The 16,380-nt window shown below is 75.1% G+C and carries 13 protein-coding genes; 4 read left to right on the forward strand and 9 right to left on the reverse strand.

Annotated features, from left to right (window positions below; genetic code table 11):
* Positions 1-100 precede the first annotated feature (100 nt).
* Complete coding sequence (locus ACQRUO_RS00370; RefSeq protein WP_428313583.1) at positions 101-1,564, reverse strand: alpha/beta hydrolase; 1,464 nt, start codon at positions 1,562-1,564, stop codon at positions 101-103.
* Between the two features lie 389 nt (positions 1,565-1,953).
* On the opposite strand from ACQRUO_RS00370, the gene ACQRUO_RS00375 reads away from it, so the two are divergent.
* The 3 genes from ACQRUO_RS00375 (at position 1,954) to ACQRUO_RS00385 (ending at position 4,660) form a co-directional block, all read left to right on the forward strand.
* Positions 1,954-2,595 carry a response regulator transcription factor gene (locus ACQRUO_RS00375; protein WP_428313584.1) on the forward strand — a complete coding sequence of 214 codons (642 nt, stop codon included), beginning with the start codon at positions 1,954-1,956 and terminating at the stop codon, positions 2,593-2,595.
* Positions 2,592-3,890 (forward strand): sensor histidine kinase, encoded by a 1,299-nt coding sequence (locus ACQRUO_RS00380; protein WP_428313585.1) that lies wholly within the window; start codon positions 2,592-2,594, stop codon positions 3,888-3,890. The genes ACQRUO_RS00375 and ACQRUO_RS00380 overlap by 4 nt, the downstream gene beginning before the upstream one ends.
* A gap of 134 nt (positions 3,891-4,024) precedes the next feature.
* Positions 4,025-4,660 carry a hypothetical protein gene (locus ACQRUO_RS00385; protein WP_428313586.1) on the forward strand — a complete coding sequence of 212 codons (636 nt, stop codon included), beginning with the start codon at positions 4,025-4,027 and terminating at the stop codon, positions 4,658-4,660.
* A 52-nt stretch (positions 4,661-4,712) separates the two neighbouring features.
* On the opposite strand, the gene helR is transcribed toward ACQRUO_RS00385, so the two are convergent.
* From helR to ACQRUO_RS00425, 8 genes are all read right to left on the reverse strand, one after another.
* A complete protein-coding gene (gene helR, locus ACQRUO_RS00390; protein WP_428313587.1) occupies positions 4,713-6,878 on the reverse strand; it encodes an RNA polymerase recycling motor ATPase HelR in 2,166 nt (721 codons plus the stop codon).
* 218 nt (positions 6,879-7,096) lie between these two features.
* The gene (locus ACQRUO_RS00395) at positions 7,097-8,467 is read right to left on the reverse strand and encodes an LLM class flavin-dependent oxidoreductase (protein ID WP_428313588.1); all 1,371 of its coding nucleotides are present in this window, start codon (positions 8,465-8,467) and stop codon (positions 7,097-7,099) included.
* Positions 8,468-8,524: 57 nt separating this feature from the next.
* Positions 8,525-9,085 (reverse strand): flavin reductase family protein, encoded by a 561-nt coding sequence (locus ACQRUO_RS00400; protein ID WP_428313589.1) that lies wholly within the window; start codon positions 9,083-9,085, stop codon positions 8,525-8,527.
* Positions 9,078-9,935 carry an ABC transporter ATP-binding protein gene (locus ACQRUO_RS00405; protein ID WP_428313590.1) on the reverse strand — a complete coding sequence of 286 codons (858 nt, stop codon included), beginning with the start codon at positions 9,933-9,935 and terminating at the stop codon, positions 9,078-9,080. Before ACQRUO_RS00405 ends, ACQRUO_RS00400 begins: the two co-directional genes overlap by 8 nt.
* 14 nt (positions 9,936-9,949) lie before the next feature.
* Complete coding sequence (locus ACQRUO_RS00410) at positions 9,950-10,873, reverse strand: ABC transporter permease (protein ID WP_428313591.1); 924 nt, start codon at positions 10,871-10,873, stop codon at positions 9,950-9,952.
* A 69-nt stretch (positions 10,874-10,942) separates the two neighbouring features.
* Entirely contained in the window at positions 10,943-11,896 is a 954-nt protein-coding gene (locus ACQRUO_RS00415) for a TauD/TfdA dioxygenase family protein (RefSeq protein WP_428313592.1), read from the reverse strand.
* Between the two features lie 44 nt (positions 11,897-11,940).
* Positions 11,941-12,963 (reverse strand): ABC transporter substrate-binding protein, encoded by a 1,023-nt coding sequence (locus ACQRUO_RS00420; RefSeq protein WP_428313593.1) that lies wholly within the window; start codon positions 12,961-12,963, stop codon positions 11,941-11,943.
* 418 nt (positions 12,964-13,381) lie between these two features.
* A complete protein-coding gene (locus tag ACQRUO_RS00425) occupies positions 13,382-14,584 on the reverse strand; it encodes an ROK family protein (protein WP_428313594.1) in 1,203 nt (400 codons plus the stop codon).
* Positions 14,585-14,946: 362 nt separating this feature from the next.
* Between ACQRUO_RS00425 and pcaB the strand changes: the two genes are divergently transcribed.
* Positions 14,947-16,380, forward strand: a complete 1,434-nt coding sequence (gene pcaB / locus ACQRUO_RS00430; RefSeq protein ID WP_428313595.1) for a 3-carboxy-cis,cis-muconate cycloisomerase — start codon at positions 14,947-14,949, stop codon at positions 16,378-16,380.

Raw genomic sequence — 16,380 nt, forward strand, 5'->3', positions numbered from 1 at the left:
GCCCGCTCCGCCCCGACGTCAGCTGCCTCGGGCCCGCACACGCGTGGCGGGGCCCCGGTGTCGGGCCGGCTCCGCGACTGGCCACCGCCCGCGTGACCGGTCAGCAACTCGTGCCGGGCTGCACGGGCTTGAGGTCGACGAGGTAACCGTCCACGGCGTCGGTGACGCAGGCGTTGCTGCGTCCGTAGGCGGTGTGGCCCAGGCCCTGGTAGGTGAGCAGCATGCCGCCGGGGAGCTGGGCGGCCAGGCTCTGGGCGTCCTGGTAGGGGGTTGCGGCGTCGCCGGTGGTGCCGACCACCAGGACCGGCGGCAGGCCGTCCGCCTTGACGCGGTGCGGCTTGAGCGGACCCGTGGGCCAGTTGCGGCAGTTGAGGTCGGCGAGCACCGTGGTGGTGCCGAAGGCCCCGGACTCCTGATGGGCGCGGTCGAGCAGGTGCCAGTAGGCCTGCGGGTCGGTGGGGTGCGGGTTGTCGAGGCAGTTGACGGCCGTCAGGACGTCGCCGCTGTTGTCGCGCGGCGCCGTGTCGGCGGTGTCCTGACCGCTGCCGGCGTCCTGACCGGTGCCGCTGTCCTGACCGGTGCCGGCGTCCTGACCGCTGCCGCTGTCCTGACCGGTGCCGCTGTCGGGGGAGCCCGGGGCGCCGGAGCCGTCGTCCTGGAGGCCTGCGCCGTGGTCCGCGATCACGGCGAGCTTGGTGCCGTCACCCTTGGCCGCGGCGCTCAGGCCCTGGGAGAGGTCCTGCCACTGGGATTCCGGCGAGTACATCGAGCTGGTGATGGCCGAGAGCAGGGTGTTCTCGTCGAGCCGCTGGGTGCTGCCCTTGATCCGCAGCGGGTGGCGGGCCGTCTTCGTGTACAGGTCGGAGACGAGCGTGCGGATGCCGTCCGGGGTGGCTGCCGGGCAGCCTTGCCGGACGACCTTGGAGCAGTTGTCGGCGTAGTCGTCGACCGCCTTCTGGAACGCCCGGCCACCGCTGAGTGCCTCCTCGGACCAGTCCTTGGCGGGGTCCATGGCACCGTCGAGGACGAGGGCGCGCACGCGGTGGGGGAACTGTTCGGCGTAGACGGTGCCGAGGTAGGTGCCGTGGGACCAGCCGAGGTAGCTGAGCTTGTCGTCGCCGAGGGCGGCGCGCAGCACGTCCAGGTCGCGGGCCGCGTCGAGGGTGCCGACGTGCGGGAGGATGTCGCCGCTGTGCGCCTGGCAGGCGGCCAGGGTGCGGTCGGCGTCCGCGAGGGCGGCCCGGCGTTCGGCGTCGGTGCGCGGGTAGAGGGGCGACGGTGTGTCGCTGCCGCCTTGGTCGGGTACGTCGTCCGGGGTGCTGCAGTCCACGGCGGGCTTGCTGCCGGCGACGCCGCGCGGGTCGAAGCCGACGATGTCGAAGTGGGCCCTGGCCTGCTTGCCGAACGAGTCGGCGCCGCCCGACTTCATCAGGTCCACACCGGAGGCGCCCGGACCGCCCGGGTCCAGGACCAGCGACCCGATGCGCCGGCCCGGGTCGGCGGCGGTCGCCCTGGCCAACGGGAGGGTGAAGGTCCTGCCGTTCTCGGGGTGCGCGTAGTCCATGGGGACGGTCAGGGTGGCGCACTGCAGGTCGCCGCAGCCGGTCCAGGCGAGTTTCTGCTGGTAGAAGCGCTGCAGCGCCGGCTGGGCGGCGGGCTCGACGGCGCCGGCGCCGGTGCCGGCGTCGGCGGCCGGTCGGGGGAGCAGGCGGTGAGCGGGGCGACGCCCGCCGCCGTCAGGGCCAAGGCGAGGGCGACGCGCCGCCGGCGGATGCGGCGCGGCGCCCGCGCGCCCGGGTCACCGGGTTCGACGACCTGCTCGGTGCTCCTGCTCCGGAGAAAACGCTGCACTTCTCGGTCCCGTCCCACGTCGGCGTGCCTGGTTGCTCCACTAGAGCGTCGCCGAGCCCGCATGAGGTTCTGATGAGGCGGGTGCGGCTATCCTTGGCCGCCGTGCGCGTACTGGTGGTGGAGGACAACGACGACCTGCGGTTCGCCGTCGACGTGGCAGCGGACCTGCCGGCAGCCGACGAGGCGCTGTTCGTCACGGACTACGACTGCGCCGTCTTCGACCGGATGCTCCCCTCCGGTGACGCCCTCGACCACGTCCGGGAGCTGCGCCGGGCCGGCCGCGCCGTGCCGGTGCTCTTCCTCACCGCGCGGGACCAGGTCGCCGACCGGGTCGCCGGGTTCGCCGCGGGTGGCGACGACTACCTGGTCAAGCCGTTCGCCGTGCCCGAGCTCGTCGCCCGGGTCCGCAGCCTGTGCCGCCGGGCGGGCACCGTCAGCCCGCCCGTGCACCGCGTGGCCGACCTGGAGATCGACACCGCCCGCCGCCAGGTGCACCGTGGCGGTGTGCTCCTGCTGCTCACCGCGAAGGAGTTCGCCGTGTTGGAGCTGCTGGCCGTTCGGGCCGACCAGGCGGTGCCCCGCGCCGAGCTGGTCGAGAAGTGCTGGGACGAGATGGCCGCGCCCAACTCCAACGTCGTCGACGTCCTCATCGCCCAACTGCGCCGCAAGCTCGGCGATCCGCAGCTGATCCACACCGTCCGGGGCATCGGCTACCGGCTCGCCGACGCCCAGGCCGACCGGTGAAGCCACCGCTGCGCCGGGCCCGGCGGAGCGAGCGGACCCCGGCGCAGCGGCGGGCCCGCAGGCTGCGCCGGCGCCTCACCGCCCTGTACGCGCTGACCAGCGCCGTCGGCCTGGTCGCGCTCGCCGCGTTCGCCGTGCACAGTGACGACGTCTCCCGGCGCCACCAGATCGACAACACCCTCAAGCTGCAGGCCGCGCAGGCCGTCGCCGGCCTCGGCTACAACGACAACGGAACCCTCGACACCGCCAACCTGCCCGACTTCGTCGAGACCTCGTGCCCGCCGGTGACCGTGCTGTCCGGGACCGACGACGACCTCACCACCGTCTTCACTCCCAAGCAGCCCTGCGTCCACGCCCGGACCACCGACATCCGGGCGGCCGCCGCGGCAGCCGTCGCGGACGACGGGAGCGCCCAGAGCGACGCACGGGACGACAGGGGCCACCCCTTGCGCCTGTTCGCCGAGGTCTTCACCGGGCCGGACGGCAGGAGCACCGGCGGCGCACTCGTCGTGGCCACCGACACCTCCACCGATCGGGCCGCCCACAACGACCTGACCCTCCTGCTCGCCGCAGGCTGCGCCGTCCTGCTGGCACTCTCCGCGCTCGCCGGCCACCTGCTCTCCGGCCGGGCCATCCGGCCCGCCGTCCAGGCGGTCCACCTGCAGGAGGCCTTCCTCGCCGACGCCGCCCACGACCTGCGCACCCCCGCCGCCTCACTGCGCCTGCTCGCCGAGACCGCGCTGCGCGACGACGCCGCACGCACCGAGGCGCTGGAGCGCACCGTCAGCCTGGCCACTCGGATGGGCGACCTCGTCGACGGCCTGCTCACCCGGGCCCGCCTGACCGCCGGCGTCGCCACCCTCGCACGTGAACCACTGCGCTTCGACCAGCTCGTCGAGGCCGTCGTCGAGGACACCCCCGCCGCCGGGCACCACGTCACCCTCCGCACCGAGCCCACCGTGGTGGACGGCGATCCGGACCTGCTCCGACGAGCCGTCGGCAACCTGCTCACCAACGCCTTCACCCACGGCCACGCGCCCGACCGACCCGCCGAGATCGAGCTCACCGTCAGCCCTGACGGCACCCTCGCCGTCGACGACGCCGGACCAGGCGTGCCACCCCACCTGGCCGACTCGCTCTTCGAACGCTTCCGCAGCGGCACCGACTCCACCGGCCTCGGCCTGTCCATCACCGCCTGGGTCGCCCAGGCCCACGGCGGCTCGCTCACCGTGGCGGCGAGCGAGCGCGGCGGAGCCCGCTTCACGCTGCACATCCCGGCCGAGCGCCGCCCCTGACGCCCGCCGCCCGTCAACGACCCGCACCCTGCGGTCTCCGCCCCATACTCCGCTCGCCCCGCACCCGAGCGACCCGGGGCGCTGAACCCACCGGCGCGAGTCCGCTGTCACACCGGCGCCCTACGCTGCGCGGCATGAGTCAGCACGGGGCCGAGCCCAGCACCGAGGACAGCTCCACCGCCGCCAGGCAACGGATCCGCGCCGCCTACGGGCCGGTGCTGGCCGGCCGGCGTCCGGCCGAGCCGGCCCGGCTGCACGCCGGTGGCCGCACGATCACGGACCGGCCCGGCGACCCGCGGCTGGCGCTGCTGCCACCCGCGTTGCACCCGTACGAGGTGCCCGACTGGTCGAGGACCATCGCCCCGGACGCCAGGCCGGAGGATCAGCACGCCCTGCTCAGCGGCCGGGCCGTGATCCGCTGGCTGACCGGGGACTCCGACGACCTGGTCGACGCCGTCCTCCCCCACGCGGTGCTGCCGGAGCACGCGGTCACCGAGATCGTCAACGCCTTTGCCTGGGTCGATGCGTACGACCTGGGTGAGGCGTTGATCGACGACCTCACCCGGCTCGGGGTCTGGATGCTGGGCATGCACCGGGCCCTCGCCTTCCGCGCCGAGGACAGCGCCGAAGCACGGGAGACCGTCCGTGCCGCAGCCCGGGCTGGCTACTCGGTGTCCGACCGGGACGCCCGGTCGGCCGCGACCGCCCGGCGGATGGGGCTGCCGCTGATCGCCGCCCACCTGCTCGTCCCGCGCAGCGACACGACCTGACGCGACACCATCGGACGCGACACGGCCGGACACGACACCATCAAACAGGCCGTCACCCCGTGAGGACCACCAGCTGGCGGGTCGCCCGGGTCATCGCCACGTAGCGGTCGACCGCTCCCTCGATCCCGGTGCCGAACTCCGCCGGGTCGACCAGGACGACCAGGTCGAACTCCAGCCCCTTCGACAGCTCCGGGGTCAGCGACCGGACCCGGGGCCGGCCCCGGAAGGTGCCGGCGCCGCCGTCGGCCCCACCCGCGCTGATGACGCAGGCGACCCCCTCGGGGTTCGCGGCGAGCCAGGAGTCGAGGACGGCGTCCAGCTCCGCCACGGCGCCGTGGACGACCGGGATGCCGCTGCTGCGGATCGAGGTCGGCACGTTGGCGTCGGGCAACGCGGCCCGGATCACCGGCTCGGCCTGGGCCATCACCTCCTCCGGCGTCCGGTAGTTGATGGTCAGTGAGGTCACCGTGGTCCGGTCGAGGCCGACCCGGGCCAGCCGTTCCTGCCACGACTCGGTGAAGCCGTGCCGGGCCTGGGCTCGGTCGCCGACGATGGTGAAGCTCCGGGACGGGCAGCGGAGCAGCAGCATCTGCCACTCGGCGTCGGTCAGTTCCTGGGCCTCGTCGACGACGACGTGCGCGAACGGACCGGCGAGCGGTTCGGCGGGGCTGGTGGGCAGGGCGGTCTCGTCGACCAGGGTGTCCTGCAGGTCCCGGCCGCGCAGCATCGCGACCGCGCCTTCACCGTCGCCGTCGGCCTCCAGGATGTGGTCGATGACGTCGGCCATCCGGGCGCGCTCGGCGGCGGTCGCGGCGGACTGCCGCCGCCTGCGGGCCGACGCCTCGGGGTCGCCGAGCCGGTGCCGGGCCGCGTCCAGCAGCGGCAGGTCGGAGACCGTCCAGGCCTGGGCGTCCGCCCGGCGCAGCGTGCGGACCTCGTCGGGGCCGAGCCAGGGTGCGCACATCCGCAGGTAGGCGGGGACCGTCCAGAGGTCCCCGACCAGGTCGGCCGCCTCGATCAGCGGCCAGGCGCGGTTGAGCGTGGTGACCAGGTCCTCGTCCTGCAGCAGCGCGCGGCGGAACTGCTCGGCCGGGACCTCGCCGTCGTGCTTGTCGAGCAGGATCCGGACCAGTTCCGCCCAGATCTGCTCGCGCGCCTCGTTGTGCGGCGTGCCCGGTTCGGGCGCCTCGAAGGCCTCGGCCCAGTCCTCGGCGCTCAGCCAGAGGTCGGCCCAGGGGGTGCTGACCGTCATCCCCTCGGTGGGCGGCTCCTCGTAGAGCCGGACGGCCGCCTCGATCGCCCGCACCAGCTCCGCGGAGGACTTCAGCCGGGCCACCTCCGGGTCGCGCTCGACCGCCGCGCCGGCCCCCTCGGCGACCAGGTCCCGCAGCGTGCAGGTCTGCACGCCCTCCTCGCCGAGGCTGGGCAGCACGTCCGCGACGTAGGCCAGGTAGGGCTGGTGCGGGCCGACGAAGAGCACGCCGCCGCGCCGGTGGCCGAGCCGGGGGTCGGAGTAGAGCAGGTAGGCGGAGCGGTGCAGCGCGACGACGGTCTTGCCGGTGCCCGGGCCGCCGTCGACGACGAGTGCGCCGCGGGAGCCCGCCCGGATGATGGCGTCCTGGTCGGCCTGGATGGTGGCGAGCACGTCCCGCATCCGGTCCGACCGGTTGCCGCCCAGGCTGGCGATGAAGGCGGACTGGTCGTCGAGCGCGGCGCGTCCCTCGAGCCTGTCGGGGGTGAACACCTCGTCCCAGTAGTCGCTGATCCGCCCGCGGGTCCAGCGGTAGCGGCGGCGGCTCGCCAGGCCCATCGGGTTGCCGTGGGTCGCCGCGAAGAACGGCTCGGCCGCGGGCGACCGCCAGTCGAGCAGCAGCCGGCGGCCGTCGCTGTCGGTCAGGCCGAGCCGTCCGATGTACACCGGCTCGGCGTCGTCCGCACCGACGATGTGCCCGAGGCACAGGTCGAGGCCGAAGCGGCGCAGCGCGCGCAACCGGCCGGTCAGCCGGTGGACTTCGAGGTCCCGGTCCATCGCCTCCCGGCCGAGGCCGCCGGGCGCCCGGCGCTCGGCGTCGAGGCGGTCGGAGAGTTCGGCGATCGCCTGGTCCAGGCTCGCCGCGATGGCCGCGAAGTGCTGCTCGTCGCCGGCGATCAGCGTCGGGTCGGCCTTCGGGGCGAGGCGGTCGGGCAGGTCGAACGCGCTGGTGGTCAGGGAGGTCATGGCATCAACTCCGATTTCTGAGGTCGCCGCCGCCGCGGAGTCCGGCGGTGCGCACGCCCCGCCCACGGCCGCGGATTTCCGGCCTCGGCCAGCGATTGTGCGCCATGACCGGGGCCTTGCCACAAGGCCCCGGGTCGGGTATAGGTTTAAAGTGGCGGGAAGTGGGGGTCGAGCCGCGGAGCGGCTGTCGAGGAGACCGGGTCACCGCCTCGGCCGGCTCACCGGCCGGCGCCCGTGGTCACCACCTGTGCCGCCGGCGCCCCCACCGCGAAGCGGTTCACCGGGCGCGGCAGGCCGTAGTGCTCGCGCAGCGTACGCCCGGTGTACTCGGTCCGGAAGAGTCCGCGCTCCTGGAGGATCGGCACCACCCGGTCCGCGAAGGCGGTCAGGCCCGACGGCAGCACCGCCGGCATCACGTTGAAGCCGTCCGCCGCACCGTGCCGGAACCAGTGCTCGATGGTGTCCGCCACCTGCACGGCGGTGCCCGCGAAGGTCCGGTGACCGCGGCCGCCGCCGAGCCGGCCGATCAGCTGCCGCACCGTCAGGTTCTCCCGGCGGCCCAGCTCGACGATCAGGGTGTAGCGGCTCTTGGCGCTCTCGATCCGGTCCTCGCTCGGCAGGTCGGCGGGCAGCGGCCGGTCCAGCGGCAGCCGTTCGGGCTCGACGCCGAGCAGGGTGGCCAGTTGCCGGCGGGCGTGCTCCGGCTGGATCAGCCGGTCCAGCTCGGCTTCCAGCTCGCGGGCCTCGCCCTCGGTGTCGCCGATCACCGGGACGATGCCCGGCAGGACCTTGAGCTGCTCCGGGTCACGGCCGAGGGCCGCGGCCCGCCGCTTGACGTCCGCGTAGAACGCCTGACCCTCCGCCAGGGTCGGCTGCGCGGTGAAGACCGCCTCGGCGTACCGGGCGGCGAACTCCTTGCCGTCCTCGCTCGAACCGGCCTGCACCAGCAGCGGATGGCCCTGCGGCGAGCGCGGCAGGTTCAACGGCCCGGCGACCCGGAAGTGCCGCCCGACGTGGTCGATCGGGTGCACCCGGTCCGCCTCGGCGTGCACCCCGCGGCCCTTGTCGGCGACCACCGCGTCGTCCTGCCAGCTGTCCCAGAGCCTGGTGGACACCTCCAGGAACTCGGCGGCACGGGCGTACCGTTCGGCGTGCGCGGGCTGGCCGTCCAGGCCGAAGTTGCGGGCCGCGGCGTCGCCGGCGGTGGTGACGATGTTCCAGCCGGCACGGCCGCCGGAGACGTGGTCGAGCGAGGCGAACCGGCGGGCCAGGTTGTAGGGCTCGTTGTAGCTGGTGGAGGCGGTGGCGATCAGCCCGATCCGCTCGGTGGCGGCGGCCAGCGCGGTCAGCAGCACGGTGGGTTCCAACTGCCCGCTCGGGCGCCGGCCCGGGTCGCCCCACAGGGACGGGCTGTCGGCGAGGAAGACCGAGTCGAACTTCGCCTCCTCGGCCCGCCGGGCCAGGCGCCGGTAGTGCTCGATGTCGAGGTACGCCAGCGGGTCGGATTCCGGCAGCCGCCAGGCGGCCTCGTGGTGGCCGATGTCGTGGATGAAGAGGTTGAAGTGCAGGCGGCGGTCGGTGGTGCTCATGGTTCGGACTCCTGGGAGACGGGGGAACGGGCGGGGCGGGGCGGCGGGATGGACCGATCAGAGCGCGTGGTAGGTGCCCTCGTGGTGGACCAGCGGTCGGTGCGCCGCGACCGACCAGGTGTGCTCGACGCGGGCGATCACGATCCGGTGGTCGCCCGCCGCCACCCGGTCCACCACCCGGGCGCGCAGACCGGGCGTGTCGTCGAGGGCGGGTTCGCCGCCGGTCAGCCGGTGCCAGCGGGTCGGCGCGGCGAAGCGGTCGATCCCGCTGGTGGCGAAGCGCGCAGCCACCGGCGCCTGGCCGGCGCCGAGGAAGTTGACCACCAGGGTCTCGGCGTCCCGCAGGTGCGGCCAGCTGGAGGCCCTGGTGGCGACGGCGAAGGAGAGCAGCGGCGGGTCGAGGGAGAGCGAGCTGAGCGAGGTGGCGGTGAAGCCGGCGGGTCCGCGGCCGGCGTCGACGGTGATCACCACCACGCCCGCCGGGTGACTGCGGAAGGCCCGCTTGAACCGACCGGGCGAGACGCCGGGCGGGGTGTCGGGCGCGGTGTCGGGCGAGACGCCGAGCGGGGCGTCGGCCGGGCTGTCGGGCTGCTGCGTGGCGGCCAGCAGGTCAGTCATGGGGCTCCTGTCGTACGGTCCTCGGGGCAGTGGGTCCGTCCTCCTCCGGCACCCCGAGTTCCGCCAGCAGGGCGGCGCGCAGGGTGGCGAAACCCGGGTGACCGGGGCGGCGCGGCGCGGGCAGCCGGACGGGGTGGTCGGGGCCGAGCCGGCCGTCGGTGAGCACCACGATCCGGTCGGCGAGCAGCACGGCCTCGTCCACGTCGTGGGTGACCAGCAGCACCGCGGGGCGGTGGCGCCGGCACAGGTCACGCAGCAGGGTGTGCATCCGGATCCGGGTGAGGGCGTCGAGCGCGCCGAACGGCTCGTCCAGCAGCAGCAGTTCGGGATCGCGCACCAGCGCCCGGGCGAGCGCCGCACGCTGGGCCTCGCCGCCGGAGAGGGTGGCCGGCCAGGCCCGGGCGTGGTCGGCGAGCCCGACCTCCGCGAGGGCGGCCAGGCCGCGGGCCCGGGCCTCGGCGCGCCGGCCGGGCAGCCCGAGCACCGCGTTGTCGAGCACCCGCTTCCAGGGCTGCAACCGCGGTTCCTGGAAGACCACCGAGCGGCGCTGCGGCACCAGCAGCCGGCCACCGAAGTCGGGGTCGAGGCCGGCCATCGCGCGCAGCAGGGTGCTCTTGCCGGAGCCGCTGCGCCCGAGCAGGGCGAGGAACTCGCCGCGCCGGATCCGCAGGTCGACCCCGGCCAGCACGGTGCGGCCGGCGAAGGAGCGGTGCAGGCCCTCGGCGAGCACCGCGAGGTCGGGCGGGACGGCGGGAGCGGCGGGGACGGCCGCGGGGTCCGCGGGGTCCGCGGGGTCTGCGGGGTCCGCGGGGTCTGCGGGGTCCGCGGTGGGTCGATCGAGCACGGTCATGGTGCAACTCCTCCTCAGCCGCCGGCGTAGCCGCGGCGCCAGGCCAGCAGTCGGCGTTCCAGCAGGCGGACGAGCGCGTCGGCGCCGAGGCCGAGCAGCCCGTAGATCAGCAGGCCGAGCACGATGATGTCGGTGCGGTACCAGGCCTGCGCCTGGTTCATCAGGTAGCCGATGCCGCTGGTGGCGTTGAGCTGCTCGGCGATGATCATCACCAGCCAGGCGCTGGTCAGCGCGAACCGCAACCCGACCAGGAAGCCCGGCACCGCGCCGGGCAGGATCACGTGCCGGACCAGGCCGGCCCGGCCCAGGCCCAGCACCCGGGCCGACTCCACCAGGTGGCTCTCCACCCCGCGGATCCCGGCGTAGGTGTTGACGTAGACCGGGGAGGCGGTGGCGAAGGCGACCAGCACCACCTTGGGCTCCTCGCCGACCCCGAACCAGATGATCACCAGCGGCAGCAGCCCCAGGACGGGCAGCGCGCGCAGGATCTGCATGGTGGAGTCCACCAGGTCCTCGCCGAGCCGGAACAGGCCGGCCAGCACGGCGAGCAGCACGCCCAGCGCCACCCCGATCAGCAGGCCCGCCGCGACCCGCTGCAGCGAGGCGAACAGGTTGCTCGCCAACTCCCCGTCCTTGGCCAGGTCCCAACCGGCGGACAGGACCTGGCCGGGCGTTGCCAGGATCCGGGAGTCGATCTCGCCGGTCGCGCCGAGCAGTTGCCAGACCAGGACGACGAGCGCGGGGCCGGCCAGCCGGCGGATCGGGCGGGGCAGCGGGACCAGGGTGCGGCGCGGCCGGCTCAGCCCGGCGGCGTCCACCAGCAGGGACGGCGGCGGCTCGGGCGTGGCGCGCTCGGCGGCGACACGCCCGGCGGCAGCGGCGGTCGGGGTGACGGTGTGGGCGGGGGTGTCGACGGCGGCGGTGTGACTGCTCGCCATGACGGCTCCTTCCGGGAGCGGTGGCCCGCGCCGCACGGCTCGCGCGGGCCACCGGTGGGTGATCGGGCGTCAGGAGAGCGCGACCGCGGGCCGGTCGGCGGTGAACGGACGGCCGGCGAGCAGCTCGGAGGGCCGCCCGTCGGGGCCCACCGGAACCTCGCCGATCAGCGTGACCCGGTGCAGCCGGCGCTCGACGTCCAGGTGCTCCAGGTCACGCGGGGCCAGGTGGGCGGTGGCCCGGTTGTCCCAGAAGGCGACGTGCCCGGCCTCCCAGCGGAACCGGACGGTGTACTCGGGGCGGGTGATCTCCGCGTACAGCAGGTCGAGGATCCGCCGGCTCTCGCTCGCCGTGACGTCCACGATCCGGTTGGTGAAGCCGGGGTTGACGAACAGCGCCCGCTCGCCGGTCTCCGGGTGGACCCGGACCACCGGGTGGACGGCGACCAGCAGGTTGTCGTTGATCCGCTTGGCGTAGCCGCTGTCGCCGTCGAGGCTGCGGCTGCCGCCGTAGCGGTGCTCGGCGCGCAGCGTGTCGACGAAGGAGCGCACCGGTGCGGACAGGCCCTGGTAGGCGGCGACCAGGTTGGTCCACTGGGTGTCGCCGCCGACCTCCGGCGCGATCTCGGCGCGCAGGATGGAGCCGGCCGGCGGGTTCACCGCGGCGGTGACGTCGGTGTGCCAGCCGTCGAAGTAGCTGTACTGGCGCTTGCGGTACTCGTCGACGAAGTCCGCGCCGTAGCGCTCGGCGAACCGGCGCGGGTCGATGGTGAAGATCTCCGGGTGGTCCTGCGGCGGGGCGTCGTCGTGCGGGTGGGCGTAGGTGAGCTCGCCGAACTGGCGGGCGAAGGCGATCTGCGCGGCGTGGTCCAGCTGCTGGGCGCGGAAGAAGACCACCTTGTGGCGGTGGAGTGCGTCCTTGATCTGTTGCACGGTCCCGGCGGCCAGCGGCCGGGACAGGTCGACGCCGTCGATGTCGGCGCCGATGTGTCCGGCGACCGGGCGCACCGTCAGGGTGTCGGTCATGGTGTCCGTGTCCTCTCGAAGTGGGTCGGGCGTGGCGCGGACGGTCAGGGCTGGGCGGCGGTGACCTGGGCGTTGAACGTGCTCTCGACGTCGGGCGGGAACTCCCCCGACACGTCGACGTGGTGCGGGAGTTGGCCGTTGGCGAGGAAGAGGTCGGCCTGCCGCTGCTGGGCGGCGACCACCTGGGCGTCCAGCAGCGCGAAGGAGGTCTCCCCCGAGGCCTGCCAGATCTGCCGGGCGATCGCGGGCTGCTGCTTGTCGACCTTGACGTAGTAGGCGTCGATCCAGGGACCGGGGTCGGCCCGGGTCGCGCTGTTGGCCTGGACGATCCGGCCGACCAGGTCGAGCAGCGCGGCGTGCTTCGCCGGGTCGGCCAGGGCCTTTCGGGTGGCCAGCCAGAAGCTGTAGCCGGAGGAGACCTGCTGACCGTTGATCAGCTGGACCGCACCGGGGTGGCTCCGGGTGTAGTTGATCAGGTCCTGCGGGGCCGCCGTCGCGGCGTCCACGGTGCCCGACTCCAGCACCTCGCCGATGTTCTGCAGCGGCACGTCCACCGGCGTGACGTCCTGCTGCTTCAGGCCGACCGTGGTCAGCGCCTGGATCAGGAAGCCCTGGTTGGCGGTGCCCTTGGAGTAGCCGACCTTGCGGCCCTTGAGGTCGGCCAGGCCGTGGATGCCGGTGCCGGCCCGGGCGACCAGGGTGTAGCCGGGGCCGACGGTGTGGCTGGCGGCGACCACGTCCACCGGGAGGCCGGCGGCGGCCGAGTAGACGGCCGGGGTGTCGCCCATCACGCCGAAGTCGATCGCGCCGGCCACGAAGGCCTGGTTGACCAGCGGGCCGCTGTTGAACTGGTCGAAGACCACCTGGTAGCCCAGCCCCTGGAGCCGGCCGGAACTCTGCAGCAGGGTCTGCAGGTACTTTCCCTGGTCGCCGATGTGCAGGGTGACGTGCCCAGGCGCACCGGTGCCGGCGGTGTCGGCCTTGGCACTGGCGCAGGCGGCGAGCACCGGCAGCAGGGCCGCCAGGGCGAGGCGGCGGAGGGTGCGTCGGGACAGCAGGCGTCTCATGCGGGTTCCTCGGGAGGGGAGGGCGGTGCCGGGCAGGGTGGTGCCGGGGCCCGGGCAGGGGTGGGCGGGGGCACGGGCACAGCGGCGGGCAGCGGGCAGCGGCACGGGGCAGCGGGCCCGAATGGCAACGGGCAGTGCCGGCTCGACGGCCGTGCCGGTTCAGGAGGCAGGCCGGTTGAGGAGGCAGGCCCGATCAGCAGGCAGGCCGGTTCACCAAGAGGGCCGGTTCAGCAGAGGACCGGTTCAGCAGGCAGGCGGGATCAACAACCGAGCCCGGCGAAGTGGTGCGCCCGGAAGGCGTTCACGGGCTGCCGGTCGGCGGCGGCCCGGATCGTTGCCCTCTGCGGTGCGTCCATGCCGCAAGTCTCGCGTCCGCGCGCACGGCGGACAACGGTTTCCGACGCCGTGGAAGAAACCCTCATCGCGTCCGCCCGGTCCGCAGCGCGAGCGGGTCCTGGTAGACCGCGGCCAGCACCGGCGCCGCCGCGGCGACGGCCAGCGTGTCCGAGCCGAACGCACCCGCTCGGACCACCTGCTCGACCCGCCGGCCCGCCTGCTCCGCCAGCGCCTCGTGCAGCACCGGCAGCAGCTCCGGCAGGAAGAGCGCGACTCCCTCGGTGAGCACCAGGGCGTGCGGGTTCAGCATGTCGAGCAGCAGACCGATCGGCCGGGCCAGCAGCCGCAGCCGGCTCCGGCACAGCTCCACCGCCCGCGGCTCGCCGGCCCGCGCCGCCGCCAGCAGCAGGCCGAGGTCGGGGCGGGGCAGCAGGCCCGCCGCCACGGCCCGGTCCGCGACAGCCCGGTCCGCGACGGTCGCCTGCAGGCAGCCGGCGGCGCCGCACGGGCAACGCGGCGTGGCGCCCGGGACCGGCAGGTGGGCGATGCCGCCGGCGCCGTTGTGCCGGCCGCGCAGCACGTGACCGCCGGTCACGATGGCGGCGTCGACGGCGTTGCCGACGAACAGGTGGACCAGGTCGCCGCCGGGACCGGGCCCGAAGAGCAGCTCCGCCCCGGCCAGCGCCCGGGCGTGGTTGTCCAGGTGCACGGGCAACCGGGTGGCCTGCTCGATCTCCGCCCGCAACGGAACGTCGCGCCAGCCGAGCGCGCTGTTGGCCACCACCCGACCGCGGTCCGGGTCGACCCAGCCACCGGTGACCGCGCCCAGGCCGAGCACCGAGCGCCCCGCGGCGTGCCGGCGCAGGAAGCCGGGCAGGTGGTCGCGGAGTCGACCGAGGTCCTCGGCCACCGCGGCGCCGGGCCGCCGGGCCAGTTCCTCCCGGGCGACCACCCGGCCGCGCAGGTCGACCAGGGCGAAGGTGAGCCGGGACACCGCGAGGTGCACGCCGGCGGCCAGGTGGTGCCCGGTGTCGACCTCCAGCGGGATCCGCGGTCGCCCGGGTCGCGGCGCCGCGGCCGGCTGCCGCGGCTCGCGGACCAGACCCAGCGCCAGCAGGTCGGCGCCGTGCCGGGAGACCGCGGCCGGGCTGAGCCCGGTCCGGCGGCCGATCTCGCCGCGCGCCACCGGGCCGTACCGCAGCGCCGTCCGGAGCACGGCGGCCGCGCCGTCGAGGCGTCCGGCCGCGGGCGGGTTCACGGGTTCGGCAAGCAACAGGGGCACCATGGGACGTCCTCGCTCCGGGGGCTCACCCCGGTCGGCGGACCGGGAACGGATCAGCGGCTCCGGCGGCCCGGACGGCGGGTCACCGGCGGCAAGGACAGCTCGCCTGGTTCATGCGCCGATCGTGGCAAGGGCCCGCCGACCGGTCAATGGACGGGCGTTACGGCTCGATGGCGGTCCTGCGAACGGCTCCCCCGGTCAGCGAACCGCTCCCCGGGTCGGCGGCCGCCCGGCCGCCGAGCAGCCGCGCCCGCTCGAGGCCCGGCGGACCGCGGCTCGGCCAGCGGCGCGAACCGCCCCCGGGCGACCGGCGGACGCGACACCATGGGAGGCGACGCACGCACCGCCACGACGAGGAGCCGCAGGTGACGACCAGCCAGCAGGAGCCGACCGACCAGCACCGCGCCGAGTGGGACCAGCAGGACGCCGGCCTGCTCTCCCCGGTGCGCGCCGGGACCCCGGTGGAGCGGGCCGTCTGCGACCGGGCGTGGTTGCAGGCCATGCTCGACGCCGAGGCGGCGCTGGCCCGGGCCCAGGCCGCCCTGGGCACGCTGCCGCCGAGCGCGGCCGCGGCGATCACCGCGGCGGCCCGGGCCGAGGACTTCCCGCTGCGCGAACTTGCGCTGGCCGCCCGGGAGACCGCCAATCCGGTGGTCGGCCTGGTGGCGGCGCTCACCCGGGCGGTCGCGGCCACCGACCCGGCCGCCGCGGAGTACGTGCACCGGGGCTCGACCAGCCAGGACATCTTCGACACCGGGGCGATGCTGGTCGCCGGCCGGGCGCTCGCGCTGATCCGGGCCGACCTGACCCGGGCGGCGGCCGCGCTGGGCGACCTCGCCGCCCGGCACCGCGACACCGTGATGGCCGGCCGCACCCTGGCCCTGCAGGCGGTGCCGACCACCTTCGGGCTGAAGGCGGCCGGCTGGCGGCAGTTGCTGCTGGACGCCGAGCAGCGGCTGGCCCGGGTGCACGAGCAGGGCCTGCCGATCGCGCTCGGCGGCGCCGCGGGCACGCTGGCCGGCTACCTGGAGTACGCCCGGATCGACGGCGCCGAGCGGCTCGACCCGGCCCGCTACCTGAACGACCTGCTCGACGCCTACGCCGCGGAAACCGGCCTGGCCCGCCCCGCCCTGCCCTGGCACGTGCTGCGCACCCCGCTCGCCGACCTCGCCGCGGCCCTCGCGCTGACCACCGGCGCGCTCGGCAAGATCGCGCTCGACGTGCAGAACCTCACCCGCACCGAGGTCGGCGAAGTGGCCGAGCCGGGTGCGGCCGGCCGGGGCAGCTCCTCGGCGATGCCGCACAAGCGCAACCCGGTGCTGGCCACCCTGATCCGGTCCGCGGCCATCCAGGTCCCGCCGATCGCCGCCGCGCTGACCCAGTGCCTGGTCGCCGAGGACGAGCGCTCCGGCGGCGCCTGGCACGCCGAGTGGCAGTTGCTGCGCGAGTGCCTGCGGCTGGCCGGCGGCGCCGCCCACACGGTGGTCGAGCTGGCCGAGGGGCTGGAGGTGCGCCCGCAACGGATGCTCGACAACCTCGCGCTGACCGGCAGCCAGGTGGTCTCGGAGCGCCTGGCGGCGGTCCTCGCGCCGCGGCTCGGCAAGGCCGCCGCCAAGCAGCTGCTCTCCGACGCCTCCGAGCGGGCGCAGCGCGCCGGCGAGCCGCTGGCCAAGGTGCTCGCCGCCGACCCGGCGCTGGACGGCCTGCTCACCCCGGCCGAGCTGGAGTCGCTCTGCGACCCCACCGCCTACACCGGCGCCGCCGGGCCGCTGGTGGACCGGGCCCTCGCGGGCGGCTGA

The sequence above is a fragment of the Kitasatospora sp. LaBMicrA B282 genome (assembly GCF_050325825.1).
In the GTDB taxonomy this organism is placed as follows: domain Bacteria; phylum Actinomycetota; class Actinomycetes; order Streptomycetales; family Streptomycetaceae; genus Kitasatospora.